General features: G+C 45.3%; 18 protein-coding genes, 4 tRNA genes and 1 pseudogene. 8 read left to right on the forward strand and 15 right to left on the reverse strand.

Annotation, left to right across the window (positions count from 1 at the left end; all coding sequences use genetic code 11):
* Positions 1–229: pseudogene (locus COW15_RS15710) on the reverse strand (IS110 family transposase); the annotation flags it as partial.
* A 566-nt stretch (positions 230–795) separates the two neighbouring features.
* Here COW15_RS15710 and COW15_RS15715 point away from each other — a divergent pair.
* Positions 796–1,665: a Tim44-like domain-containing protein gene (locus COW15_RS15715; RefSeq protein ID WP_293633511.1), complete on the forward strand. Its 870-nt coding sequence runs from the start codon at positions 796–798 to the stop codon at positions 1,663–1,665.
* Between the two features lie 259 nt (positions 1,666–1,924).
* Positions 1,925–2,650: a transporter substrate-binding domain-containing protein gene (locus tag COW15_RS15720; RefSeq protein WP_293633513.1), complete on the forward strand. Its 726-nt coding sequence runs from the start codon at positions 1,925–1,927 to the stop codon at positions 2,648–2,650.
* A 61-nt stretch (positions 2,651–2,711) separates the two neighbouring features.
* Here the strand turns inward: COW15_RS15720 and COW15_RS15725 are convergent, their stop codons facing one another.
* The 3 genes from COW15_RS15725 to COW15_RS15735 form a co-directional block, all read right to left on the reverse strand.
* Complete coding sequence (locus COW15_RS15725) at positions 2,712–3,500, reverse strand: phosphatase PAP2 family protein (RefSeq protein WP_293633515.1); 789 nt, start codon at positions 3,498–3,500, stop codon at positions 2,712–2,714.
* 122 nt (positions 3,501–3,622) lie between these two features.
* On the reverse strand, positions 3,623–5,101 hold the full coding sequence (creD, locus tag COW15_RS15730) for a cell envelope integrity protein CreD (RefSeq protein ID WP_293633517.1): 1,479 nt from the start codon (positions 5,099–5,101) through the stop codon (positions 3,623–3,625).
* Between the two features lie 186 nt (positions 5,102–5,287).
* Positions 5,288–5,812 (reverse strand): hypothetical protein, encoded by a 525-nt coding sequence (locus COW15_RS15735; protein ID WP_293633519.1) that lies wholly within the window; start codon positions 5,810–5,812, stop codon positions 5,288–5,290.
* A gap of 238 nt (positions 5,813–6,050) precedes the next feature.
* Here COW15_RS15735 and COW15_RS15740 point away from each other — a divergent pair, with 238 nt between their 5' ends.
* Positions 6,051–7,223, forward strand: a complete 1,173-nt coding sequence (locus COW15_RS15740) for a crosslink repair DNA glycosylase YcaQ family protein (protein WP_293633521.1) — start codon at positions 6,051–6,053, stop codon at positions 7,221–7,223.
* A gap of 4 nt (positions 7,224–7,227) precedes the next feature.
* Here the strand turns inward: COW15_RS15740 and COW15_RS15745 are convergent, their stop codons facing one another.
* The 3 genes from COW15_RS15745 to COW15_RS15755 all read right to left on the reverse strand — a co-directional run bounded on the left by COW15_RS15745 (position 7,228) and on the right by COW15_RS15755 (position 8,319).
* Positions 7,228–7,566 (reverse strand): hypothetical protein, encoded by a 339-nt coding sequence (locus COW15_RS15745; protein ID WP_293633541.1) that lies wholly within the window; start codon positions 7,564–7,566, stop codon positions 7,228–7,230.
* A gap of 57 nt (positions 7,567–7,623) precedes the next feature.
* The gene (locus COW15_RS15750; RefSeq protein ID WP_293633523.1) at positions 7,624–7,968 is read right to left on the reverse strand and encodes a hypothetical protein; all 345 of its coding nucleotides are present in this window, start codon (positions 7,966–7,968) and stop codon (positions 7,624–7,626) included.
* Positions 7,969–8,064: 96 nt separating this feature from the next.
* Positions 8,065–8,319: an accessory factor UbiK family protein gene (locus tag COW15_RS15755; protein WP_007651586.1), complete on the reverse strand. Its 255-nt coding sequence runs from the start codon at positions 8,317–8,319 to the stop codon at positions 8,065–8,067.
* Positions 8,320–8,552: 233 nt separating this feature from the next.
* On the opposite strand from COW15_RS15755, the gene rep reads away from it, so the two are divergent.
* On the forward strand, positions 8,553–10,565 hold the full coding sequence (rep, locus tag COW15_RS15760; RefSeq protein ID WP_293633525.1) for a DNA helicase Rep: 2,013 nt from the start codon (positions 8,553–8,555) through the stop codon (positions 10,563–10,565).
* 36 nt (positions 10,566–10,601) lie between these two features.
* On the opposite strand, the gene COW15_RS15765 is transcribed toward rep, so the two are convergent.
* Entirely contained in the window at positions 10,602–13,235 is a 2,634-nt protein-coding gene (locus COW15_RS15765; protein ID WP_293633543.1) for a diguanylate cyclase, read from the reverse strand.
* 207 nt (positions 13,236–13,442) lie between these two features.
* On the opposite strand from COW15_RS15765, the gene COW15_RS15770 reads away from it, so the two are divergent.
* From COW15_RS15770 to COW15_RS15785, 4 genes are all read left to right on the forward strand, one after another.
* Positions 13,443–13,519: transfer RNA gene (locus COW15_RS15770), tRNA-Arg, on the forward strand.
* A 63-nt stretch (positions 13,520–13,582) separates the two neighbouring features.
* Positions 13,583–13,658 (forward strand) — tRNA-His (locus tag COW15_RS15775).
* 114 nt (positions 13,659–13,772) lie between these two features.
* Positions 13,773–13,849 (forward strand) — tRNA-Pro (locus COW15_RS15780).
* A gap of 61 nt (positions 13,850–13,910) precedes the next feature.
* A tRNA-Pro gene (locus tag COW15_RS15785) sits at positions 13,911–13,987 on the forward strand.
* 178 nt (positions 13,988–14,165) lie between these two features.
* On the opposite strand, the gene COW15_RS15790 is transcribed toward COW15_RS15785, so the two are convergent.
* From COW15_RS15790 to COW15_RS15820, 7 genes are all read right to left on the reverse strand, one after another.
* Positions 14,166–16,085: an EAL domain-containing protein gene (locus COW15_RS15790; protein ID WP_293633527.1), complete on the reverse strand. Its 1,920-nt coding sequence runs from the start codon at positions 16,083–16,085 to the stop codon at positions 14,166–14,168.
* 8 nt (positions 16,086–16,093) lie between these two features.
* On the reverse strand, positions 16,094–16,801 hold the full coding sequence (locus COW15_RS15795; protein ID WP_293633529.1) for a transglutaminase-like cysteine peptidase: 708 nt from the start codon (positions 16,799–16,801) through the stop codon (positions 16,094–16,096).
* An 18-nt stretch (positions 16,802–16,819) separates the two neighbouring features.
* Positions 16,820–17,428, reverse strand: coding sequence for an OmpA family protein (locus COW15_RS15800; protein ID WP_293633531.1), 609 nt, complete (start codon positions 17,426–17,428; stop codon positions 16,820–16,822).
* Positions 17,425–18,840, reverse strand: coding sequence for a TolC family outer membrane protein (locus COW15_RS15805; RefSeq protein ID WP_293633533.1), 1,416 nt, complete (start codon positions 18,838–18,840; stop codon positions 17,425–17,427). Before COW15_RS15805 ends, COW15_RS15800 begins: the two co-directional genes overlap by 4 nt.
* Positions 18,841–18,866: 26 nt before the next feature.
* A complete protein-coding gene (locus COW15_RS15810) occupies positions 18,867–20,249 on the reverse strand; it encodes an HlyD family type I secretion periplasmic adaptor subunit (RefSeq protein WP_293633535.1) in 1,383 nt (460 codons plus the stop codon).
* On the reverse strand, positions 20,246–22,423 hold the full coding sequence (locus COW15_RS15815) for a type I secretion system permease/ATPase (RefSeq protein WP_293633537.1): 2,178 nt from the start codon (positions 22,421–22,423) through the stop codon (positions 20,246–20,248). Before COW15_RS15815 ends, COW15_RS15810 begins: the two co-directional genes overlap by 4 nt.
* Positions 22,424–22,511: 88 nt before the next feature.
* Entirely contained in the window at positions 22,512–26,312 is a 3,801-nt protein-coding gene (locus tag COW15_RS15820; RefSeq protein ID WP_293633539.1) for a choice-of-anchor K domain-containing protein, read from the reverse strand.
* Positions 26,313–26,333 lie beyond the last annotated feature (21 nt).

Here is a 26,333-nt window from a genome sequence, read left to right on the forward strand (position 1 = left end):
TGGCGGGGATAAGCTTGACGGTATGGCCGAGCTTTTCGATAGCCCGCCCCCAGTAATTAGCACTGTAACAGGCTTCCATCACCACTAATGTCAGTTCACATTGCCTAAGGGTATTGAGCAATGCAGAACGGTTGATTTTACGATTAAAAGCAATGGTATTGTCATGATTGAAGGCAGCCACTTGGAAGACAGTTTTTGCCAAATCAATGCTGATGAGTTTATAGTCCATATCGGTCACCTCGCGTCAGATTTTGTGCACCTAAATCATGGCACATTGCGATGCCGAGACCGAGGTGACCATCTCAGCACTCTTAAGTTTTTTGTTAGCACATCGGTTGCCGATTGCACCATCCCCTCGGAGTTGCCGCAGGGCGAATAGACAAATTGTGTGAGTCTTGCCATGGATGGCAAGCTAGCTTTCGCAGGTGCAGGGGCGAATGAAAATCGGTGATTTTCGTGCTTATGGGCGAGAGGCTGGGACTGCCGAACTGGGGAGCTTTACATGGATGTAAAGCCGAGTCATCGGAAGCGATAGCGAATTTGGCAATGAGCACAAGGGGCTTTCAACTCCGTTGGGGGCGTCTTGGCTGCTTGTGAAAACAATAGCAAGGAGGATAGGACGAGCAGTCTTCCTTGGTCGGCTCTTGATTAAAAATTAGGGGGTGAAGCCCCACGACTTTGATTTAGAAGAACAAACGAAGTTTGTAAGCTTAGCCCTCTCTTTTCATAGTTGACATATAATGTCGTCCCGCTATGATGCCGACACCTCTGGTTATACATACAAAGATCTTATAAATGAAAAAGTTATTAATTATGTTGGCGATGATTTTTGCGGTTAGCTTAGTTGCTAGCCCTGTCGTTGAAGCGAAAAAGTTTGGCGGTAGTAAATCTATCGGCAAGAGCCAGCAAACGGCTCCGGCTCAACCAGCGGCGACCAATACGGCCACGACTGCACCAACACCAGTGGCTGCGCCGGGCAAAAAAGGCATGATGGGCGGTATGTTAGGCGGTTTATTAGCGGGCGGCTTATTAGCTGCGTTGTTTATGGGCGAAGGTTTTGAAAATATTCAATTTATGGATATTTTAATTATCGGCTTAGTGGCGTTCGTGCTGTTTAAAATTGCCCGTACTCTGATGGCTTCAAAGGCGGGGGCGCAGCCAAGACCCGCCTATGCAGGTGCGAATCAGCCAAGTCCGGATCTGCAGCGCCAACAGGCTGAATCAACGGGTTTTGCCAGCAATACCAGCAATGGCAGCAATGGTTTTGCCCAGGTGGCAAGTGATATTCCTTTCAATTTACCAGCCGGTTTTGATTTACCTGGCTTTTTGGAAGGCGCTCGTAGTCACTACAAAACCTTGCAATTGGCTTGGAATGAAAACGACTTAAACAAAATCCAAGAGTATGTTTCGATTGAGCTTTACAATGAACTCAGCAATCAACGCCGCGAGTTAGTCGGCGATCAGCACACTGAAGTGATGTTTTTGGATGCTGAACTGGTCCGTGCCACACACAATGCCAATCTTGCGGAAGTGAGTGTTAAATTTAGCGGCCGCTATCGCGATACGGTTGAAGGCGTAGAAGAGGACATTAAGGAAGTCTGGCATTTAGAGCGTAACCTAACGCAAGCTAACTCACCTTGGTTAATCGTCGGTATCCAGCAGTAATGCGTCCGTTTTAAAAAGCAGCCTCACCCCCTTAGGGCTGCTTTCTTCATCCCCTCTCTTTATCCCCTTGGCACACAGTCAACATTTGGCTTTATTGATAAATAACAAATGCATGCCGGCCTTCATCGGTTTTGGCAATAATCATATATGTAAGCCGTTGAAAGGTGTTCGACTGGTGGCGGTAGGAGAGGAATCAACCGCTCTGGAACTCCTGCCATTTACCGCTATAGTTATGATACTAATAAGAGTGGAACACTGTATGCGCTTGAGATTACTGTTAATCAGTTTGCTGATCCTACCGACCTATGCAGTATCGGTATCTTTAACTATTGGGAGTGTCTTAAATTGTCCGCCCTATATTCTCGAAGATACTGGGTCTGGGCTCGAAATCGACATCATCAAGGCCGCATTTAGGGAAATGGGGTTGCCTGTGAACTTTAAGTTCTATTCCCGTAAGCGCCAGCTTTTATATTTCAATAAAGAACGTGTCGATGCTGTGATGACCATGAGCCAGCTCAATGGTGTCAGAGGCTATTGGTCTGATAGTTATATTGAATACTCTAATGTGGCTATCAGTTTAGCGAGTCGGCAACTAAAGATTAACTCAATAGCTGAGTTGCAAAACTACAGCATTATGGCCTTTGAAAATGCCCATATATTGCTTGGTCCCGAGTTTGCTGCTGTGGCAGAAAAAACCAACTACAGTGAAGTGAGTAATCAACTGAGCCAGAATAACATGTTGTATTTGGGGCGTATTGATACTGTGGTCGCCGATCGTTATGTGTTCACTCAGCTCAATAAGTTAGTCGAGAAGAGTATCGATCCTCTGCAAACTGTGAGCTATCACCTTGTTTTTCCTCCAACACCCTATCGAATAGTATTTCACAACTCAGTGGCGAGGGATATTTTCAATCGAGGGTTGGCTAAAATTAAGGCCAATGGCGTTTACGAGGCATTAGTGGTCCAATATTTAGGTAGTGCATAACGAAATTTCAGTCTCTGTCACTGCTCAAGGGTTGCTGGGCCAATGCGCATATCAAGGGCGATTAGCGCATCGATGCTTGTGCTACATCTTGTTTTAATGGATATAACTTACCGACCAAGAGTACGCTTGAACCGCTGATAATGGCTGCCAAAAAGGTGGAGAAAAGCACATCCTGTGGCCAATGCATGCCCAATAACATCCGGCTCAATCCCATCAATATCCCCCAACCTAATAGCACTGTGGTGAATAAGGGTAGCCCAGCCAATAGCAAGTAGTAACTTGCGGTAAGCACCAGCGTCACCGCAAAAATTGTGTGTCCAGAGGGGAAGGAGTAGCCAATTTCATCCTCCCAATGCTGATGGATAAGTGAGTCCAATTTCATCTGAGGGGTGGATATCTTCAATTTATCCAATGCGTTGGATATTGCCTGTGAACGAGCCTGTTTATCTAGCTGATAAAATGTATCGAGGGAGAAGGCATCTTCCCTCGCCCTAGGCATCTGTTGCTCGGCTAAAAAAACCAGATTAGGTCTGGGTTCCTTAAAATAGGCCTTAAGCGAATGATTCAGACTTAAGCTAATGATTTGGCTGAGACTGATCGCCATGAATAAACTGATAAAAAAGGCTTTGGGGAGATAGCGATAGGCAATAGCCAACACACACAAAACGGTGGCAATCCCATAGGGCGCAGTGCCAGTAAAAGTGACCCAATAGAGGGCCTTGGCTAAGGATGATTGCAAATCGATCAAGGGAAACAGTTGATTCTGTGTCACTAAGAGCAGGGTAGGAATGGATGCAAGTAACAACCAAACTAGGGATAAGCGTCTAAAAAGCAGAGAGTTAAGAGTCAAAATAAGGCCTCTTCATAAAACGCCATAGGCTACAACGGGAGATCGGCTTTGCCAATAAAAAAATCCCGACAGCCAAAGTGGTCGCTGTCGGGGGTCTTCAAGGGTGGAACGGTAGGACGTTGTTACGCCGTGTTCTTAGGTTGATGCCTTGTGACAAACATCAAAATCAGTAGGACCACTAACAGTAATCCTGTGCCCATTAGCAGGGCGTAATCTTCCAGTTGCAGTATCGAGTACAGCACGGCATACAAACTCACCAGCATAATGCCCACTATCGCACCGCGCTTGATGCTCGCCGTGGCACTGCCCACATAGGCCGATACCGATAGCACGGGAATACAGGCGGCAATTAAATAGGCATGCAGGAAGGCGAGATGCTCAGACAGCGACAGCAGTAGCAAATAGAACAAGGCCATGGCGCTGCCGACTAACACATATTGAATCGTGCTGAGGCTGGTTTTTTGCCCCAGCTCAAAAATGAACAACATGATAAAAGTCAGTACGATAAACAGTAGGCCGTATTTTACTGAGCGTTCAATCTTGCCATAGTGAGTCACGGGCTCGAACAGAATCGCATTGGCCGAGACTTCGGTCAGGGTCGATTGATTACTCTTAATAAACTCCTGCGGGTAGTTACGGGTTAAGTGACTGATATTCCAACTGGCAGTAAAACCCTGCGCGTTAATCTCCCGCTCGGCGGGTAATAATCCCTTAAAACTGGGGTGGGGCCAATCCGCATGAATATTGAGCAGGGTTTGTTCGCCCAGCGGCAAGGCACTAATCGACTGCGAACCGCGCAGTGTCATGGCAAAGTTCACGCTAAAGTCACTGGCCTCACCGACTTGTACGCCCTGGTTGAAGCCCTTCTCTAGGCCGCCAGTGGTGCCTAAACCTGTGCCCGACATCAGCGAGCCAGAGAGTTTGATAGTATCACCCGTCAATTCAAGTTTATCCACTTTATCAATGGCTTGATTCGATGAAACACCAAAGGCGAGACGCGCATTTTTATTGTCAAAGGCAATGAGGTTGGGGACTTCATAATGACTTAAACTGAAATCTGCTTTGCCTTGTAAAGTGGCGTTATAGACTAAGGATTGATAAATGCCGCGGGTACGAAAATCATGTTTAAGATCTAAATCGAGCTTGAGTTTTTTCGGCAGTATGACCAATTCATCTTGATAGGTACGCTTTACTTGATGGCGATTTTTACCATCGGCGCTGACTTCTTCCTGCATCACAAAATAGCTATAGGGAATGACAAGCACAGGGCCAGAGAGGGTTTGCTGCTCGCCCCATGAACGGCCTATTTCATCGACCACACTGTGGTAAAGCGCTTCACGATCTGAGGTCATGTCCATGATGATCCCTAATGGGATCAAAGCTAAGATCGACAATATACCTATGGTTAATGCTTTCAATAGGGTGGTATTTTTGGCGAGCGATGTCCCTTTACTGTATGAGGACTGAGCCTGTGGCGATTCCATATCAATTCCTTGATCTCGATTCAATTTTTTCAGCAGTGCGCGTACAACTAAGTAGGCCGCACCACCAAATAATGCCAAAGTGAATAGGGCAATAACGCCCACGATAATGTTGAACATGTGATTTCATTCCCTATGAAATACAGTATGAGCCTTAAATTTTTATGTCATGTTTCGCCAAGAGGACTCAGCATTAACGGCAAGTATTAAACCAGATTTCCCCGTAAGAGTTGCGGGCAAGTTACTGATCAATAGTGGCAAAATTATGGCAACGGTTGTGAAGCCTGCCCTAACGGCCTAATGGCATTAGGCCGAACCTGTTTGCTTGCCAAACTTGGGGTGTTTTGCCTCATAGTCATCTTCCTTGTGAATATGTTTGAGCAGGGCGGCAAAACTTTGTTTAAGCGCGTCAAGCTCATCGGAATAGACTATGGCATGGTGGGAAAACCAGTGGTGTTTTTCACGCTCGCTGTTACTGTAATCGGGCCAAATACGCAGCTCATACTCATCACCTATGACGACAATGACATAGGCGATGGCGCCATTGCTAAAGATAATGCATTGGGGCAGGTACACTCGCTCTTCGCCTTTAAATAACTCATACCAGATCGCTTCACTGCGCCAGCTCACAATGGGGAGCGGCGCCTCAATAGAACAACCGATAGATTGATGGCGGTTATAGAGTACTGTCTTAATATCCGCCATAGAGAAGGGCTGAAGATCGCCATTTTTAGCGGCAAGTGAATACAAAATATTCATTAAAAATGGCAGCTTAGTGCCATTGCCTGTTTTACATCCACAGAGTTGTGCTTGGCGGTAGTAGATATTCATCATCGATCCTTAATGAGGGGCAGTGCTTCAATTGGCTCAATGTCGAGGCGATAAACCCCATGGAGAGCAAACCAATAGCCCGTAGGGGGCAAATGCCTTATGTTATCTAAATCTGGCGTTGAGTGAGTAGGTTAACGCATACTTTTTGGTAAGTGCAATTCTGATAAATTGTAAATAGTGCTTATTTTCAATACATTAGTCAGGAGTGACGTTTTGTATCAGGTTAGTTGGAGCATCAATGTCTAGTCCCTTTTCTCCCCGTGAATGGTTACAGCTTAATATGCAGCAGCAAGGATTACTGCAACCTCAGGCATCTGTCCCCGCACTGATCTCGCGCCTCGGTTATGTGCAAATTGACTCTATCAATGTGGTCGAACGGGCGCATCACCATGTGTTGCATAGCCGTATGCCTCAGTACCAGAGCAGTATGCTGGATACCGCCTTGGCCCAGGGGGAAATCTTCGAGTATTGGTCCCATGCCGCGGCTTATCTGCCGATGGCCGATTATCGTTTCAGTTTGCAACGTAAGCAGCAACTGCAGGAAGGGGGTAAACATTGGTTTGAGCCGGATGATAAGGTGATGCAGGAGGTTTTGGCGCGCATTGATGCTGAAGGGCCATTAAAGGCGAGCGATTTTGAACATACCGAGGGGAAAAATGGGGCATGGTGGGATTGGAAGCCCGCGAAAAAAGCCCTAGAGCAACTCTTTATGCGTGGCGAGTTGATGGTTACTCGGCGGGAAAAATTTCAAAAAGTGTATGATCTTACTGAGCGGGTGCTGCCAAAGGGCACCAATATTGAGGTGCCTACTGATGCTGAATTTGCCCGTTATTTGATTGAGCGTTACCTCGATGCCCATGCCTTTGGCTCTGCGGCGCAAATGGCCTATTTACGCAAAGGGGTAAAATCAACCGTCAGCCATATGTTGGTACAGCTGTTAGCCCAGGGGACATTAGCGAGTTTTAAAGCCGCAGGGCAAGACTATTATTACCGCCCAGAGTTACAGCTTAATAGGTCAATACCCAATAAAGTGTGGCTACTTAATCCCTTCGATAATCTGCTTATCCAGCGGCAAAGATTAAAGCAGTGGTTTGATTTTGATTATCAAATTGAAGTCTATGTGCCCGCCGAGAAACGTCAATATGGCTACTATTCCCTAGGGATCCTGTGGCGAGACAGCTTTGTCGGCCGCGTAGATGTGAAAGCCGATCGCCAAACGGGCATATTGCTATTACAGCAATTGACCTTAGAAGAGGGGGTGATGGTAAATGGCCTAGAGGAGGATTTTTGTGTTGCCTTTGAGTCTGCAGTAACTGAATACGCCCGTTTCAACGGTTGCGATCGCTGGAAGTTAGTTAAAGCAAATCATAAAGGCCTTAAGCAAAAATACGCTCGGCAGCAAAAGCTTTAGTCATTTATCTCTTAATCGGAGCATCCATAAAGCGAAAGCAGCCATAGAGTAAGACTAGATACAGCAGCGGCAATGCGGCGATAACGAGGGAAGAAGTGGCAATGTTAGCGCTAGCAATGCGATAGCAGGGAATATACACGGCAGGGTAAACTAGGCTTCCCCATAGAAAACACTGATTCATCAATCGAGTGATTAAAGCGGGTTTGATGCTCGATTCACTGGCAAGCCCCATCAAGCTGGCGAGTAGCACTCCGGGATAAGTGAGTAGCGGCAGGCCACCGAGCAGGAGTAATGTCCAGCGTATTAGGTTCTCAAAAGTGATTAACTCCACTGCGGTTTCTATCACGCTTAGCGTCCTCCCTCTGTTGATGCTTTATCTCAATCACACAGGCTTGCTGGTCTATTTTGAGCTAACATCCCGTTGTATTTTGAGCCAGAATCCCTGTTGGCACAGGTTACTGAAGGATTTCTGCTGTGGTGAAATCACTATTCCGTTCGATGTTATCACTCGATAGTTTATCCAATAGTCTTCGCAAACATTATCCGATGTCGCCTCAATCATGAGTTGATCTTGCTCGGTTTGCTGGCAGATCACCACGCCATTATCGAAGTGATACAGCGTTTCTACTTCATGAATAGTGAGGTCGCCATCTTGATAGCTATGATGTTGACTCGACTGGTCCACTACCGATACTAAGCTTGGGTATCCGTGAATCGCAAGAATATAACTGGCGAGTTGCAGCATTGTTTCCCCAAGTGACGCACTGCTCGAAGCGTTAAAAACAAAAAAGCACAGCTGCGTTTTCGCCCACTGTGCTTTATTAAACAGGTATAACCTAAGTTAGTCTGCAGCGTTAAGCTTTTTTTCTAGCTCATTGACTTGAGCTTGCAGCGCTTCTAATTTTTCGCGGGTTTTAAGCAATACATGTTGCTGTACATCAAACTCTTCACGGGAAACCATATCTAACTTGAGCAGTTGATTCTGTAATACTTGCTTGCTGCGCTCTTCAAATTCACCGGCAAATTGTTTCAGTCCGCTGGGCAAACTGTCGCTGAGTTGTTTTGCCATTTCTTCGATTTTCTTTGGATTGATCATGATCTTGTCCGCCTTTTCTCTGAATGAGTTGATTGTAACCCAGTGGGTTTAGTTTCAAAAGTAAAGCTGACGTGTGAAACTTGAGTGAGTCGTTGTTGAGGCTTATATCACGGCCGAGTGTCGCTACTGGGCTTAGTCTGGCTCAACCTAAGGCTGGGATTTGTTAGCCTTAAAAGCGTCGATTCTGCTATGATCTCCAGCCCTTCTGCTACTTGTTTGGATATAACGCAAAGATGAAACTCAATCCCGCCCAAAACGATGCTGTTCATTACGTTTCTGGCCCTTGCCTAGTGCTGGCGGGGGCGGGCAGTGGTAAAACCCGCGTTATTATCAATAAAATCGCTTATTTAGTTGAAAAGTGTGGCTATAAGGCACGCAATATCGCTGCCGTAACTTTTACCAACAAAGCCGCCCGTGAGATGAAGGAGCGGGTGGCGCAGTCCATGGGGCGTAAGGAGGCTAGAGGGCTGTGGATTTCGACTTTTCATACTTTAGGGCTCGAGATCATTAAACGCGAACATAAGGTCTTAGGCTTAAAGCCGGGTTTTTCGCTGTTTGATGATCAGGATACCTTGGCATTGCTCAAAGAGTTAACCCAAGACGAGCTAGACGAAGATAAAGATTTGCTCAAGGCTTTAGCGGGGGCGATTTCGAATTGGAAGGGGGGGTTAATCATCCCCGAACAGGCCCGTCAAATCGCTAAGGATGAACAACAGCACTTATTCGCGAGTTTATATCAGCGTTATGCCCAACATATGAAGGCTTACAACGCATTGGATTTTGATGATCTGATCCTGTTGCCGACGCTGCTACTCAGACACCACGAAGAGGTGAGGACTCGTTGGCAGACCAAAATCCAATATTTATTAGTGGACGAATACCAAGATACCAATACCAGCCAATATGAAATGGTGAAATTGCTGGTGGGTGAGCGGGCTCGTTTTACCGTGGTGGGGGATGATGATCAATCCATCTATTCGTGGCGTGGCGCTAAACCGCAAAATCTGGTCCTATTAGGGAAAGATTTCCCTAGGCTTAAGTTGATTAAGTTGGAGCAAAATTACCGTTCTAGCCAACGGATCCTGCGTGCTGCCAACATTCTTATCGCTAATAATCCCCATGTTTACGATAAAGCGTTATTTAGTGAACTTGCCTATGGTGAGCCGCTGCGGGTGCTATTTGCCGCCAATGAGGAGCAGGAAGCCGAGCGCGTGGTCGCCGAGATAGTGCGGCATAAGTTTGTTGGGCGAACTCAATTTGGTGATTATGCGATCCTGTATCGGGGCAATCATCAGTCTCGTTTACTCGAGCGCGCATTGATGACAAACCGTATTCCCTACAAGCTCAGTGGCGGCACGTCATTTTTTGCCCGAGCGGAGATTAAGGACATCATGGGGTATTTGCGGTTGGTGGTGAATCCCGATGACGATAATGCGTTCTTGCGCATCGTTAACTTACCTAAGCGTGGTATTGGTCCATCGACACTTGAGCGTTTAGGTAATTTTGCCAATGAAAAACATATCTCTATGTTTGCCGCGATCTTTGAGCCTGAACTGAATCATCATTTGCCGCCGGCGGCTATGTCGTCCTTATATCAGTTTGGTCGCTTTATAGTGGAAACCGGAGACCATGCGCAGCGTGGCGAAGGCGTTGAAGCGGTCAAGCAGCTAATCCGTAAAATCAATTACGAAGACTATCTATACGAAACCAGTACCAGTGCTAAGGCCGCCGAAATGCGGATGAAAAATATCTCAGAACTGTATCGCTGGGTGACTGAGATGCTTGCCGGCGATGAATTGGATGAGCCTATGACGTTACCCGAAGTCGTCAATCGGCTTACGCTGCGGGATATGATGGAACGTAATAGTGAGGATGAAGGTGGCGATCAGGTGCAGTTAATGACCTTGCACGCCTCAAAGGGGCTGGAATTCCCCTATGTGTTTATGGTCGGTGTTGAGGAACGAATTTTACCCCACCAAACCAGCATAGATGAGGATAACGTCGATGAAGAGCGCCGTTTAGCCTATGTGGGGATCACCCGTGCCCAACGAGAACTCTGGTTTACCCTATGCCGCGAAAGGCGTCAGTTTGGCGAAACTATGCGCTGTGAGCCAAGCCGTTTCCTACTGGAGTTACCGCAGGATGACGTTGTTTGGGAAAACCGTAAACCCCAACAAACGGAACAGGAACGTATCCAAACCGGGCGAAGTCATATTTCTAACTTAAGAGATATGTTTAAAAAATAAAGGCTTAGCTAAATTTTTTATTATCCAATAATAGAATTAAGCGCAGACCTGCTGCGGACTTTCCAGTAGCGTAAAAGTGTCGGTTAAGGCACCTCCTTGGCCAAATTGGTAACCAAGTGAACTAAATATTTGTATTTGCTCTTGGTTTGTGAGTCCGCCGGCAAAAATGAGTAGATCTAAGGTGGATGCGGTTTTTTGATAAGCAGATATCAGTTTAATATGCTGCTCATCCTGCAGTTGTTTGGCGATATTTGTGTCGAGTTTTAGGGCCTTTATGGGTAAAAATAACAAACTATTCAATGAGCTATGACCGCTGCCATAGTGACTTATCCCTAGGTTAACGCCAAGCTTTTGTAGCAAAGCAAAGCCATTAATATGATTTTCAGTCTCTTGAACTAAGGACTTTTCATTAAAGAATAACCATAAGCGGTTCAGGTTGAGTCGAGTTTGTTTTAGGGTGTTTTTGAGACTACGCAAAACATGCTTATGTTTAAGATGTTGACTCGATAACATTAAATGCAGATCGAGCTGGTCGCCATGGCATCTTAATAACTCAATATAGGTGCTGTCTAAAGCGGTAATGGTGTATTTATCTAATTCAACCGTAAGGTTGGCCTGCTCTGCCAACACACTGAGTTGCTCCTGCTGTATCGTTCCACGTTGGGGGTGCTCCCAAAACAAACGGCATTCTAGTGCATAGGGTTGTTGGGTCTGTAGATCCACTATAGGCGAATAACTCAGTTGTAACGCATGGGCTTGCAGTGCCAACCTAAAGTCATTTTCGAATGCGGCATCTTGCATGGCTTGTTCTGACGAACTGTCGTCAAAAATCACATAGCAACCCTTACCATTCGCTTTAGCCTGATACATTGCGGTATCGGCATTGCGTAGCATTGACTCGCTCGTATCTAGCCTGTGATTGCCGCTAATGGTGATACCTATACTGGCGCCAGAATTAAATTCGATCGTGCCTGAGCGGTAGGGTTGGGAAATTTTTTGGATCACTCGCTCGGAGACATCTTTTGCATCATCAATGCTGCTGATGCAATCGAGTAGAATGACGAACTCATCACCGCCGAGTCTGGCTAAAGTATCATTACTGCGAATGCAGGACCTGAGGCGACTAGCCGTTTCAATTAAAAACCTGTCGCCTTCGATATGGCCTAAGGTATCGTTAATTTGCTTAAAGCGGTCGAGATCGATAAAGAGTAAGGCAAATTGGTCTAGGCTGTGGCGGCGGACATGTTTGATTGCTTGGTTTAAACGCTCCATAAACATGGCGCGATTGGGAAGGCCAGTGAGTGCATCGTGCTTGGCATCATGAACTAATTTTGCTTCCATATTGCGACGTTGGCGGATCTCTTTTTCAAGATCTTTATTTAATTCGGCTAATGCCCTTGTGCGGGCAATCACTTTCTCTTCGAGTTCTTCATAGCTGCGTTGTAACGACTCGGCGGACAGTTTTTTCTCAATTGCGGTGCCAATATGCTGTGACACAAAGGTCAATAGCTCTAAGTCTTTAATCTGGTAATTTTGCGTCATGCTAAAGCTATAAATAGTTAAGGCACCACGCACTTGATCATGGATAAAGAGTGGAATACCTATCCATTGGTGCATTGTCTGGGTGTGGTTTAACGAGGGCGCTTTAGTATAGAGCTCACCAGAGACAATAAGAGCATTGATGTCGTTTTGATCCAGTAGCAGCGGACGTTTGTGCTTAAGCACGTATTCGGTGAGCCCATCTTGCAGTGGGCGAGTACCTGGGTGTCCATTACCCAGTTGGGATACGTAGAAAGGAAAGGTTAAGTGGGTTTCTTCCTCATTAAGCAAGGCGATATAACAGTTGTTCGCCGGAATTAAATGGCGGATAACATTGTGCAGCTGAGCGTAAAAATCGGGATTATCTGCGCTTGAGTTGGCAAGTTCTGCTATCTCAAACAGAGACTTTTGCAGACGCTCTGCCCTACGTCTTTCATAGACTTCTTGTTTAAGTTTATCGTAGGCTTGGCTGAGCTCTTTGGTGCGTTGTTGTATAGCTTGTTCTAATTGTTCTTGGTGTTTAAGCCTTTCCATAACCCCTGAGATATGGTGACAAATAAAGGTCATTAGCTCGACTTCAATATCGCCATAATGGACATTGGTATCGTAGGTTTGTACCACAAGTACACCCGTGACCATATCTTCATGTCTAATGGGGACACCTAACCATAAATGGCAAGGGGAGCCTAAATTCACTATTTGTCCTGCAGCGACGAGTTCATCAACCAGAGTGTCGTCGCACAGGAGTGCTTTGCCAGTTTTAAATACGTAACCCGTTAGCCCCTGTTGCAGTAAAGTCGAGAGTGATTGTTCAGGATAGAGTTGGGCTGGATGGGCATCTTTTTCATCGGCAAAGAAAGGGACTGTTAACCCACCCGTTGCGACATCGAGAGTCGCAATAAAGAAGTTATCGGCAGAGATCAGTTGTTTGAGATGTTGATGTACACCCAGATAGAATTCTTCTAATGAGGAGACTTGTGTCGCGATATTTGATAATTCGAGTAAGGCGTTTTGAATGATTTCGGCACGCTTATACTTATGCGCCAGATATTTTAAGCGAATAAGCCGTTTTTCTAAGCGTTCAATCTCTTTAGTACGAGGTTGAGCGGTTTCATCTTCATCCTTAAACATGATACTCACTGGTTAGATCTATCTATGTTGTTGCCAAACATTATAATTAACATGAAATACCGTAACATCCAAGTCATATTTAAGTGGTATTTCCGCTGGAAAAGCATGCTAATGTATCAAAACTTGAGCAGTCAGTAAAAAAAGTGCAAAACAGCTATAGACTCAAGGGCTATTTGTCCATACTATATGCGGCGCTAACCAAGGCGAGCGCCCATAGCTCAGCTGGATAGAGCGCACCCCTCCGGAGGGTGAGGCCGAAGGTTCGAATCCTTTTGGGCGCACCACTTCCGCACAGCGTTGTGAGCTTTATGGTTGGTGAAGTCAGTGAAAGTCAGTGAAAGTCAGTGGTGATTGTAGCTCAGTTGGTAGAGTCCCGGATTGTGATTCCGGTTGTCGTGGGTTCGAGCCCCATCAGTCACCCCATTCATTTACTATGATAGATTTTTATATTCGGTGATTAGCGCAGTCCGATAGCGCATCCGGTTATTGGATAAGAGCGGACCAAAGGGTTTGACCCTTAGAAAACAGTTTAATATTCGGTGATTAGCGCAGTCCGGTAGCGCATCTGGTTTGGGACCAGAGGGTCAGAGGTTCGAATCCTCTATCACCGACCAAATTTAGAATAAGAGTGAGTCAGGCGTTCTAATTCTCACTTTTAAAGTAATACAAAATTTACGGTGATTAGCGCAGTCCGGTAGCGCATCTGGTTTGGGACCAGAGGGTCAGAGGTTCGAATCCTCTATCACCGACCAAATAGTAAAAAAGCCTCAGCATACAATGTTGGGGCTTTTTTGCATTTGGTCTTTTATATTAGCTTGGCCGGCTAACACCCCTTCAATATTGCGGATTAAGGCGTAATACGTGTGCTCTAGATGAAACCCCAATAGTAAAGCTCCCGAAGGAGCTCTGCTATTAGCGTGATTGACAGCCTTAATCTAGGTTTTCTGGCGGTGCAATAAAGCCTTGATAAGCATCGGCTCTTAATTCATTAAAGCGTTCAAGTTGCGCCTGTTCCTGAATACCAGTCACTATGACCTGAATATGTAACCCTTTAGCGACATTGATGATTGCACGACATAATTCGCCATTATGCTGTGCTTCATCGTAGTAGGAGAAGGATTGGTCCAATTTCACATAACTTGGTCTCAGTTCCTGAAGATACGTCATAGAACCGAACTGACGGCCAAAGTGATCGATACCAAATTTAGCCCCATTATCGCGAATAATTTTGCACAACAGTAAACAGGAATCTAAATCGCTATAGACGCCCGCTTCTGGAATTTCGAAACAAATGCGGTCAACATTTGGGGCACTACGTAGGAAGTGGTTTAGCCATTCATGGAATTGGGGATCGCTAATACTTTGATGCGTTAAGTTTATCGCTACAGGCTCGTAACTACGTTCGAGTAGTTTTTGCTCGTAGACGGTTTCAATAAGGCATTTATCGAGCAACGCACCGAGCGATAATAATTCGATATAGGGCATAAACTGCCCCGCATGGGCCAGTTTATCTCCAAGTTCTAATTGGCAATATAACTCTCGTTGAACTACACCATTGCCATCGCAAAATTGAATGGGTTGCCATCTAAACTTAAACTTCTTATTGCTGATAGCATGGCTTAGGTTGTCCCGCCATTGTTCGCGAGTAAATAGTTGTTGTTCGGTCGTTTCAAACCAATGGAAGGTTTTGTTCTCCTTGAGGGCCTTCTGCAGTGCATTATCTGCCTGTGCCAGAATATCGGAGACGTTCATTTGTCCAATTCTTTCGGCTACACCGATGGCAAAGCTTTCATTCGGCTTGCAGCCTGCCTTCGATATTTCTTGATTGATGGTGCGGATTAAGGTTTGAAGATATTTACTTATCTGCTCATGTTCAACTTCAGTTACGAGGAAAGCAAATTCAAAAGCCGCAATACGTGCGATGACCGAAGGCGTAATTTCATTTAATTGCTGTTGGAATTTTTCGGCTAGAATGCGAATGGTTTCATCTCTTACCTGATAACCATATTTGCTATGAACTTCCTCAAGCCAATCGAGCTTAGCGAGAAAGAGTGCTCCACTACTAGGTTCGCTTAACCAGCCGTTGAGTCTACTCACCACATACTGGCGATTCGGTAAGCCAGATGCTGGGTCTACCAGGTTTTTCTTACGTAATGCACCTACTTCTTCATCCAAGGATTGGAAGAGCTGTTTAAGTTGGGCTGACATGCTGTTAAAGGCGGTGACAAGGTCCTTTAACTCTGTGGTTTTGGGTAGGGGCATATCAGGGCCAAATTGGCGGTCGGCAATGCTTTTGGCATGATCCGATAAATCATGTAAAGGTTTTAGGATCCAAGTTAGCCCCAGTCTAGCGGTAAAAATAGCGACTAAAAATAAGAGTGAGAAGGCGATAATGGTATTAGACATAATCCGCCATAACTCATGGTAGCCAAATCCGGGGTGCGCTGTAATTTCAAGCTGTGCCAGTTGTAGCCAGCCAGAGGTAATAGTGCTTTCTTTTTTGATTGTTTTAAAGAGGTTTAGATTGATAAACCATTGAGGTACATCTTCAATTCTAAGGGGATTATTCCACTCTTGTTGCTTGCCATCGACCATCCATGTCAATTTGACATTTTGGTAATAACCGCCTTCAAAAATCACATTAACTAGGGTTTCTGCAGCCACGGTATCCCCGGCCTGAAGAGCAGGAGTGAGCATAAGGCCAAGCGAAGTGCTGACGTTGTTTAGATCTGACTCCATTTGCTTGGTTAAAAAGCTTTGAGTTTCAGTGAATTGCACATAGCCAAGGCTTGCAACCACGAGCAAGAAAAGGCTAAAAAGCAGCGAATAAATCTGTCTAAACAGTGTCATCTTTGGTGCTACTCCAGTTTTAATTTGGGTTGCCTGAGTCGGTCAACCCCTAACCTATGATTAAGGTCATTCCATTTTTCGAGTCGTGTTGACGAACCCGCTAAAACGCCTCGTCCCTGTTCTTTGTTAAGCCATAACTGTTTACCGTTGAAGCTGTACACAGGTAATAAGTCTGCACGTTGAGTCGCCGGTTTTATAACGTGATCCAGATTATCGAGGACGAGGGGAATTGATGAGGGGGTCTCATAGTAGGCCAATACCATATGATACTGATTAACACTGGTTGCTTTAACCATAGTAATGCGCATCTTATCTTCAGAAACCCCTAATTGAAGTAACGTAAAGTATTTCGCTATCGAAAAATCTTCGCAGTCCCCGCCATTTACACCAATAAACTCCATCGGTGTGGCCCAATAATTCGACTCGCCCCATAACTTAATATCATCAACAAAACGGAACAAATTAAAGAAGTTATTTACTTTCAATAATTTGTCCTGTTCACTCACTGTAACCGATTCCGACAATACCTTGAACCAAGCCCTTGCACGCATACCTGCGCGTTCACCGTAACGCTTTTCCAGTGTGGAGGTGATTCTGGCTTCATCAAGGGTTTGAGTTGGTGCGGCATAGAGGCAGCAGATGCCTAATGCCGACGCTATTAGGCTTAAACGGCAGACTCGCAAAAATGAAGCTTTATAACCAAGTCTGCCGTTCATAGCCTATTCTGTTAACCCTTATTTTGTAGGTTCATCGACGGAGTAAATCGTCCATTTCATATCGGCCGTCGTATCATCACCCGTGACTTCTGCAACCACACGGCGGTTACGGATCTCAGCTTCGGGCGTACGTTCTATAATAATAGGACGGCTAGGTCCATATCCAATAGCGGTTAATCTACTTCTATCAATACTAAAACGTTCCGCAAGTACTGCGGTAACTGCATCGGCGCGTTCCTGTGATAACACGGCATTACGCTCATCGGTTCCAGTACGACTAGTGTGACCTTCGATGGTGACTTTAGTCGTTGGATACTGGCGCAAGAAGGCCGCAATATCCTCAATCTGAGGATAATATTCGGGTGCAATATAGGCAGAGTTATTCGGGAATAAAATATTTATGTCCTTTCGCTCATTAATCGCCTTAATGTTGCCGCAGCCATAGTTATCGATACTGGCGCCCTTTGCTGTGTCGTTACAGCGTTCGCGGGCTTCGATGACGCCATCTAGATCTTTATCAGATAGATCATTGACTTGAGTTGTTGTCATTCCCTCAATATTAACTGTATCTCGTACAGAACAGCCAGTTAAAAGAGCGATACTGATGAATAGGATAGTGGTTTTCATTGGTTGGCGCCTCCTTCATAGTTACGCTCTCCACGCCATGCTTCAGGGCGAGTGACTCTGAGTGAGTCGAGTAAACGTCCTGTGGAGTTGAGTACGCGGTATTTTGCTGTAATTTCATCGTATTCAGCCTGTAGGTAGTCTTTACGGGCTTCGAAGAGTTCATTTTCAGTATCAAGCAAGTCGAGTAAGCTGCGTTGGCCTAGGTTGAACTGTTGTGCATAAGCCGATTGGGTGTCTTTGGCTGCGATGACATGGTCACGAATATATTGCTTTTGTGGAGCAAGCATTTCAAACGCGTTCCAAGCTAGATTGACACCTTCGACAACTTCACGCTGAGCACGTTGGCGTATTTCTTTCGCTTCGCCGAGTTTGTAGGCCGTTTCTTTTTCACGGGCAAGATCTTTACCGCCAGCAAATAAGTTGTATCTCACTCGCACCATGGCCACTATATCGTTGCTATAACCACCCACATCTTGGCTAGGTATGACACTGACACCATCTTCACCGCCGATATCATTATTCCAGTTACCATTCAGTTCCAATGAAACCTGAGGATAGTAGTTAGCTTGTACCGATGAACGCTCATTTTCTGCCGCACGAATATCATTTGCGGCGGACTTAAGAATGGGGTGATTTTCCTGTGCGACAGCTAAACCAGAGTTGAGATCTTTAGGTAGCATATCGGCATCGGGAACGGGTTGGATCAAATCAACAGGCTCAGCTTCAACCACTCGGATGAATTGGGCTTTAGCATCAAGGAAATTATTGCGTGCTGAAATGACATTGGCATTTGCACGGGCAAGACGACCGGTAATTTGGGATAAATCCGCAGTCGAACCTAAGCCCGAATCAGTACGCTGCTTGATTTGATCGTAAATTTCTTTATGGCTGTTTAAGTTCTTCTCTGCCAATCTTAACACTTCATCGGTGCGCAAGTAGTTAAGGTAAACTTTACTGACATCGAGCGCCATATCTTCAGCTGCTGCGAGCAAGGCCCACTGATCTGCGCTGGCTTCAAAGCTATAACGATCAACTTCACTGCTGGTGTAAAAACCATCGAATAACATTTGCTTTAAGCTAATGCCAAATTCTCCGCGGTTTAGCTCTGCGACACCGTTACTATCGACATCGCCTACATTTTTACGTCTACGCGTTGATACACTATCAGTTTGTTCATAACCATAACCGCCAGTAATATCGACTGTCGGCATGTAGCCTGCAATCGCTTGATTAACTTGCTCTTCCCTAGCCTTGAAGCGGTTGAACGCAACACGTAGATCCGGATTGGTATCGAGTGTATGCGCGACTGCTTGCTCTAGCGTCTGACTCTGCGCCGATAACGGTAATAGAATTAATGACAGCACTATGGCTATCTTTGAACATTGAAATTGTCGTCTTACTGAAGTATTCATTGCAAACCTCCCGGTTTATAACAGGCTTAACGCTCTCTGAGCGCAGTATCCTTAGCCCTTAAAATTGGATTTAAAATGTACTCAAGAATGGATCTTTGCCCCGTGATGACATCAACCGAGGTTAACATCCCTGGGATAATTGGCATCTGCGTGCCATCGTCTTTGATTAAACTCGATTCTTCTGTTCTAACCCTAATAAGATAGAAACTATTACCTTCTTCATCCTGCGAAGTATCGGCGCTGATATGTTCTACCGTCCCCTTAAGTCCACCGTAGCGGGTAAAATCGTAGGCGGTGACTTTAACTACCGCCGGTAAACCTGGGTGTAAAAAGGCGATGTCCTTCGGCAGAATCTTAGTTTCTATAAGCAACTGATCCTCGGAAGGAACGATTTCAATAATATCTACGCCAGGTTGAACAACACCACCTAATGTGTTGATATGTGTCGTTTTAATGGTACCGTTTACCGGAGATGTGATAATCGCTTTACTCACTTTATCCTGTGCGCCGACTTGGGCCTCATTCATGCGCGATAGCCGTGTTTGAGTTTCGTTTAGTTGTGCTCTAAGGTCTGCTGCATACACAAATACGGCTTCACGACGTTTTAAGATGGCTTCATCTAACGCTGCTTTCAGTTTTGGCCTGAGCAATCGCAACGAATTAAGCTCGCCTTGGGCGTCGTTAACTGCCCGTTCTAATTTTAGCAGCTCAACTTCGGGTACAATGCCTTTTTTTGCTAATGGGCGGGTGAGTTCCAACTCTCGGGAAATCAGTTGCATACTCGTTGTTAGCGTCGTTGTCTTGGAGGCAAGATCATCGATTTCTTGTTGGCGTTGCTGGATCTGCCGCACGAGGATCTCAAGTTGGTTACTGAGGTTGTCTAAGCGGCCGTTGTATTCTTCTTGCTGCCGTTTGACTAGTGCTGGCTCGGCAGCGACGATATTTTCAGGGAAAACCAACGCCTCTTTGGTAATTTTGACTTGTTCTCGCCAATCTGAAGTCATATCTGAAATCAGTATGCTATCGAGTTCTGCTCGCATGCGAATGACATTGGTTTTTAAACCAAAAACCTCTTGTTCTTGTTGGGCAAAATCAGAACGGAAGCGAGTATCATCAATGCGCACTAAGGGCTGCCCTTTAGTGACTATTTCACCCTCTTGCACATACAGTTCTTGCATGATGCCGCCATCCAAACTTTGAATGACTTGCACCTGTGAGGAAGGGATCACTTTGCCTGAACCCGTGGTGACTTTATCTAATTGGGCTAAACCAGCCCAGAACAAGAAACAAACAACCATGGCAGCCAGAGCCCAAATAATTAACCTATGGCCACTGGGCGCATCGGTCATCATGGCGCCATAGACATCATCTACCATATCAAGATCGTTTGCAGTTAGGTGTTTGCTCATTTTTTAACGCCCCCATTAACGAGGCCAAAATTGAGTTTCTCCAATACTTCAGACTTGGGACCGTCGGCCACAACATGACCACGTTCGAGTACGATAATACGATCAACCAGTTGTAATAGATGCATTTTGTGTGTAATGAGTATTAAGGTTCTATCTTTACTCACATTTTGCATAGAACGAATAAACTGTTGTTCTGCACGAGCATCTAAGCTTGCTGTGGGTTCATCCATTAACAGCACTGGTGGGTCATTGAGTGTCGCTCTGGCGAGCGCCACAGTTTGTCTTTGTCCTCGGCTAAGTGACATCCCACCTTCACCAACTTGTTGATCTAGGCCTTCGGCCTCAAGATGGGTGAATTGACTTACCCCTGAGAGTTGCACCGCTCGGATAAGCTGATGTTCTGTGACTTGGCGAGTGCCAAAGAGGATATTATCCCTAATCGTGCCATGGAACAGGGTGACGTCTTGGGGTAAATAACCAAAGTTACGACGTAAATCACTTGGGTGAATTTGAGCTGAATCGACCCCGTCATAACGTAGGCTTCCCATAGTGGGTTGGAAAAGTCCGACTAAAAGTTTGGCGAGAGTACTTTTTCCTGAACCATTGCGGCCGATAATGGCGATGCGTTCACCGGGATTGATCGTCAGCGACATGGGATGTAATACTGGTTTTTCTGAACCGGGATAACTAAAGCCAACATTATCGGCGTTAATCTTACCTAGTAGCCTTAATTTGCTGACTAAATGGCCTTTATTTTCAAATTCATCCTCTTGCACCATTAACTCATTAAGTTGACGTAATGCACTGGCGGTATGATTTGCTCTGGTCATAAGGCCCGCTAATTGCGCCATAGGCGCAATAGCCCGACTCGATAGCATCACTGCTGCGATGATCCCGCCCATTGAAATCACATTATCGGCAACGCGATAAACACCTAAAATCACAACACAGACGACAGTAAATTGGACGATAAAGTTGGCTAGGTTTGATACTGAATTAGAGAGTTTCTTCGATCTTAATTGCCAGTTTGCACTGTGCCCTATCATCTGTTGCCAGCTTCTTTGAACTATCCCTTCAGCGCCATTTGCCTTAATGGACTCGAGTGCAGAGAGGCTTTCAATTAAATGTCCGTGCTTAAGGCTTGAAAATTTATTGCCTTCTTCAATTGCGGCTTTCAATTTGGGCTGAGTGTAGAGTGTAAAACCGATAATGATTAGGCCACCAATCACAGGAATTGCAGCCAGATCGCCCGCAACGATATAAATAATAATAATGAAGAAAAGTGCGAAGGGCAGATCGACTAAAGTGGTTATGGTTGCCGAGGTTAAGATCTCACGAATATTGTCAAATTCACCAAGCTGCTTTGCCATACCGCCAATACTGGGGGAGCGCTTTTCCAATGGAATGCCGATGGCTTTCGCAAAGAGCCGAGATGAAACTATGATATCTACTTTTTTGCCGGCAACATCAATGAGGTAACTCCTTAATTGCCGCATTACAAGATCAAATAAATAGGCAATAGATGCCCCAATAGCCAAAACCCAGAGGGATTCAAAGGCGAGGTTGGGGACCACTTTGTCATACACATTCATGATAAAAAGCGGCGAAACTAATGCGAATATATTGACTAATACGGATGCGATTAAGGCATCGCGATAAATAGGCGCTGAATCCCTTAGTGTTTGGACGAGCCAATGGGTTTTGTTATCGTGTAAGTAAACATCGAAACCCATGTCGCCGCGGTATTCTTGTTTAACTAAAAATAAATATCCGACATATAAGGCTTCAAGGGACTCAATATTCAGAATTTCTTCACCGCCAGTCTCGGGCAACTGAATTACAGCACGATCAGACTCAAGGCTAAATTCACGTAATATGCAGGCTTTTTTATCTTTTAATAATAAAATGCATGGAAGCAGTATAGGCGATATTTCATTCAATCCCTTACGAGATAATTTTGCGGCTAAACCCGCACGCGACGCCGCTTGTGGAACCAGATCTGGCGTTAACACCGCGCCAGACAAAGGCAAGCCTGCCGCAAGCGAATCGCTTGAGCACGGGTTTCCAAAATGCTCAGTGAGGAGCACTAAACAATCTAGCAATGGATCGACTATCACTCGCTGAGAAGCGGAAATAGTCCACTGCTCAACTCTTTCTGACGCAGTAGCAGGCACCGAGTTATCTATCCTTTGATTTCCATTTGATTATCAGAAGTATGGTCCAAGATGGCCTATATTTCTATAGGCCATCTGAACTGATTTATTAAGGAATCATGGTGCCATTATGGTTATTGGGATCTAGAGGCTGAGTCAGTCCCTGTGGTGCATCTGGTATGACAGGTGCTGTATCGATAATCAGAGGACCATTGCCATTAGATCCTAATAAGCCATTGATTATGCCTGCATTATCAATTGCACCATATTGGCTGTAGAGATCAACTCCATCGAGAATGATATGTTGCTCAAATACACCATCTTTATTGGCGTCGATATCAATCACGGTTGAGCCATTGTCTAAGCTAAAGTTGAGATAGTTTTCCAAAGTATTGGCAGTTTCACCTTGGAGTAAATCACTCAGATCTAACTTATCTTGGTTAGCATTAAAGTCCATTATATGGTCGGTGCCGTTGTCTGCATCTGCATATCTCCAGACGAACTTATCGGCACCGCTATCGCCCCGCAATACATCATCACCTAGGCCGCCTATCAGAGTGTCATTGCCATCGCCTCCACGAAGTGCATCATTGTGACTTCCGCCATCAATATAATCATCTCCAGTGTGTCCATACAGGATATCTGAGCCTGATTGGCCATAAATTCGGTCATTACCACTACCGCCGTTGACGACATCCGCTTTTTCTGAGGACACATCGTTGGCTAACAATAAACCGTCATTATCAACAATCTTATTTGACCCCGTTAATGTACCCGTCATAATGTGGTGATTTAAAAGGTCATTAACGGACAATTCCAAGTCATCATCGGAACCATAATTGGTTGTGCCAGTTTTGCCGGCATAGATCACATCATTACCTCTACCGGTTTCGATATGATCGTTACCGTCTCCGCCACTGACAACTTGTGCGTCACTAGTGCTATAACTCTTCTTATTAGATCCTGACGTTATAACTTCATCACCGTTATTATTGGTGATGATACCATTTTGACCACCACCAAAAGTCACATTCAATTTATTATGGTTAGACGCTCGTTCACCATCAATAACCACCATAGTGTCATTTAAGCTAGATCCTTGAGTCGTGAGCACATTGGCGTCAACAGCATTGATACCTTCGGCATTTACTGGGTTGACATTGATCTTTAAGGTTGCACTCGAAGTGTCTCCATCGCCATCCTGAATTGTGTAAGTAAAGGTCTCGATCGCACCTGAGGCTGGAAGCTGATCTGCACTTGCTGTCAATTGATAGTGATAGGTTCCATCAGCATTGAGCACGAGCGTGCCATACACACCACTGATGGTTGAACCCACGTGACCTGACACGCCAGTACCAGTGTGATCGCCGTTAGCCACTCCGACAATTTCGAGTGCATTATCGGCGCCAATGGTGTCATTTGTGAGCACATTACCATCGGAATGAGGCAGAGTATAACCATCGCCAGCAACCATACGAACGACCAGTTGATAGCTGGTTGCAGCATCCTCATTCGTATAAATCGAGCTAACTATATTGCCATTACTATCTTTAAAACCAATCACCTGCATGGTGTACACTTGACCTTCATAGTTGAACGTCACACTCGTTTGGCCAACAGTCACTATATCCCTCGGATCGGAACCGTCATTGGGCGTTTCATTATGGCTAAAGTTAAGTGTTAAGGTTACAGGCGTTACCACTCCATAAGCATCTGTCACATTAAACGTTATTTCCATTGTTGCGGCTGTGATAGATGAGCCTGAGTCAATGGGGTAGTTATAGTGTGTGAAAGTTCCTAACACTATATCTTGGTTTAACGATAATGCACCATTTAGAGCGGCATCATTATCTTGGAAACCATACCCAGACTGATTATCGTCGGTTGATCCCCAGCGAAGTTGATCTTTACCACTATCATTGTCAGGGCCATCATATTTATTGACATGTGTTCCGCCAGTTGTACTGATCCAGTTTGCTACGACACCTGAGAAGCTAAATGAATCGGTAACAACATCAAGTTGTACCGTATCATTTTGAGCAATATCCACGTCATCGGCAACTGTAACTGCGACTGTTGAATGTGCAGTATGGCCTGCAGCATCAACCGCCACTACTTGAATACCATTAACGGTTAAGCTGTTAGCATTGACGCTATGGGGGAGGTTGGTCAGCAATTCAGCTGTAACCGTAACATCACCTTGTTCTCCTGCGTTTATACGATCCCAATCTAAGGTTAAGCGAAGTGCCTCTCTACCATAGACGGTACCGATTAATTGACCGACATCATTGAGTGCCCAATGGATTTGAGCGTTAATACCCACTACTGAAATATTTGTTAAGTCACCAAACTGGAAGCTGTCAATTGAGTTGCTACCCGATCTAAAGCTGAGAGTTTGTACTGTTGTATCATTACCATCACTTGGTAATACGTCTTCGTACAAAAACACTTGGGCGTTAGGCGTATTGGCAATAGGTTGTGCTGCTGGGTCAATGGTGACAGTAAAGTGACCATTTCCAGTAGAATCATCAAATTGCACAGGATCCCCATCGTTGTCGGTGGCGTTGTAAGAAAACTCAATATCGATAGGGTCTTCAGTCACTATTGTATTCGCTGAAACGTCTATGACTTGGAAATCGCTACCACTTTGATAGTTAATAGTGATCGAAGTGATGTTGGAGCCATTCTGAGCAAAGGCTTCGAATTCTAATGTTCCATTGATTTCGATCAGTTGGCCACCATTGGTCGTACCATCGGCGTATGTAATTAACACATAAGCTGTAGATACACTATTATGGGAACCATTTGATCCTGTACCTAGATTTATCGTTGCGGCACTTGTGCCTGTTGCTCCATAAGCAAAATTAATTGATTCACCAGTAGATATGGATGGATCGCCCACACCAATACCAAAACTGTTCGAGTTTACTTTATGGTTACCACTACCACTGCCAGTTATGGTGATGAGTGTGTCCTCGGCACTGGCGTTACCATGGGTATCAAGCGTTCCATCAGTTAACACGTAATAGGAGTCGCTTGCGCCAGCTGTTATCCCAACAAAGGATGCCGTGGTAGACTTATCTAATTGTATTTCCTTCAATAACTCCAGTTGATAATCATAGTTACCATTAAGATCCATAACTGCTGTTAAGGTAAACACCTCTTCGCCAGTATTGAAAACGCCATCGTTATTAATGTCTGCCCATGCAGTTAACGTATTACCTGACATTGATGTGTGCAGTGGCATCCCATCAAATAATAAGCCTGTAGTGACAATACTAAATTCGATTTCACCTAGTCCGTCAGCACCAGGAGCGAGTAAATCGCCACTGAGTATTCCACTGCCGTTAAGTATGTGTTGCATGAGATCTTCATCGACCTGATCGACTGGAGAGTCGTCTTCGATTTTTATCTCAAAACTACCATCGGTGATTTGGTGCCCATCATCAACAGCAATGCCAATTTCAATGGAGAGTTCATCTTCTTCTGTAGCGTTGGCATGATCGATAGGCCCTAATAGTGCAACTTCATATCCCCAGGCACCAGATGAATTACCGATAGGTGCAGTGAGGGTTATTGTTATGATCGGAACGTTTGTACCTACAATGTAGCCAGTGAGAGTATTGCCACTCCAGGACCAAGCAATATCTTCTCCTCCTGAAGTCAGGCCCGTTGGGCCAGAAAGCGAAACAGTTAGAGAGTCATTATCAACGTCAGTGATATTGATTTCGCCAGTAATGGTAATCACATCGGTAGTATCACTATTTCCTGTCGTATCTTGGATACCGCCGGTTAGGCCTTCTTCAGACACGACAGCGTTATCGGCCGAAATAATCACTGGCGCATCGTTCACTGGGGTGACGTCGAGGGTTAAGGTCGAGGTGTCATTGCTGCCAGAGCCGTCGGTCAAGGTGTAGGTAATGACCGGCAC

Source organism: Shewanella sp. CG12_big_fil_rev_8_21_14_0_65_47_15, from assembly GCF_002783505.1.
Taxonomy (GTDB): domain Bacteria; phylum Pseudomonadota; class Gammaproteobacteria; order Enterobacterales; family Shewanellaceae; genus Shewanella.

Excerpts from the sequence above, each read along its gene's own strand:
- creD (WP_293633517.1), bottom strand. The coding sequence starts at position 5,101 with ATGTTCAACATTATCGTGGGCGTTATTGCCCTATTCACTTTGGCATTA.
- COW15_RS15795 (WP_293633529.1), bottom strand. The coding sequence starts at position 16,801 with ATGAACGGCAGACTTGGTTATAAAGCTTCATTTTTGCGAGTCTGCCGT.
- COW15_RS15720 (WP_293633513.1), top strand. The coding sequence starts at position 1,925 with ATGCGCTTGAGATTACTGTTAATCAGTTTGCTGATCCTACCGACCTAT.
- COW15_RS15800 (WP_293633531.1), bottom strand. The coding sequence starts at position 17,428 with ATGAAAACCACTATCCTATTCATCAGTATCGCTCTTTTAACTGGCTGT.
- COW15_RS15765 (WP_293633543.1), bottom strand. The coding sequence starts at position 13,235 with ATGTTTAAGGATGAAGATGAAACCGCTCAACCTCGTACTAAAGAGATT.
- rep (WP_293633525.1), top strand. The coding sequence starts at position 8,553 with ATGAAACTCAATCCCGCCCAAAACGATGCTGTTCATTACGTTTCTGGC.
- COW15_RS15755 (WP_007651586.1), bottom strand. The coding sequence starts at position 8,319 with ATGATCAATCCAAAGAAAATCGAAGAAATGGCAAAACAACTCAGCGAC.
- COW15_RS15740 (WP_293633521.1), top strand. The coding sequence starts at position 6,051 with ATGTCTAGTCCCTTTTCTCCCCGTGAATGGTTACAGCTTAATATGCAG.
- COW15_RS15735 (WP_293633519.1), bottom strand. The coding sequence starts at position 5,812 with ATGAATATCTACTACCGCCAAGCACAACTCTGTGGATGTAAAACAGGC.
- COW15_RS15810 (WP_293633535.1), bottom strand. The coding sequence starts at position 20,249 with ATGAGCAAACACCTAACTGCAAACGATCTTGATATGGTAGATGATGTC.
- COW15_RS15790 (WP_293633527.1), bottom strand. The coding sequence starts at position 16,085 with ATGACACTGTTTAGACAGATTTATTCGCTGCTTTTTAGCCTTTTCTTG.
- COW15_RS15715 (WP_293633511.1), top strand. The coding sequence starts at position 796 with ATGAAAAAGTTATTAATTATGTTGGCGATGATTTTTGCGGTTAGCTTA.
- COW15_RS15750 (WP_293633523.1), bottom strand. The coding sequence starts at position 7,968 with ATGCTGCAACTCGCCAGTTATATTCTTGCGATTCACGGATACCCAAGC.
- COW15_RS15805 (WP_293633533.1), bottom strand. The coding sequence starts at position 18,840 with ATGAATACTTCAGTAAGACGACAATTTCAATGTTCAAAGATAGCCATA.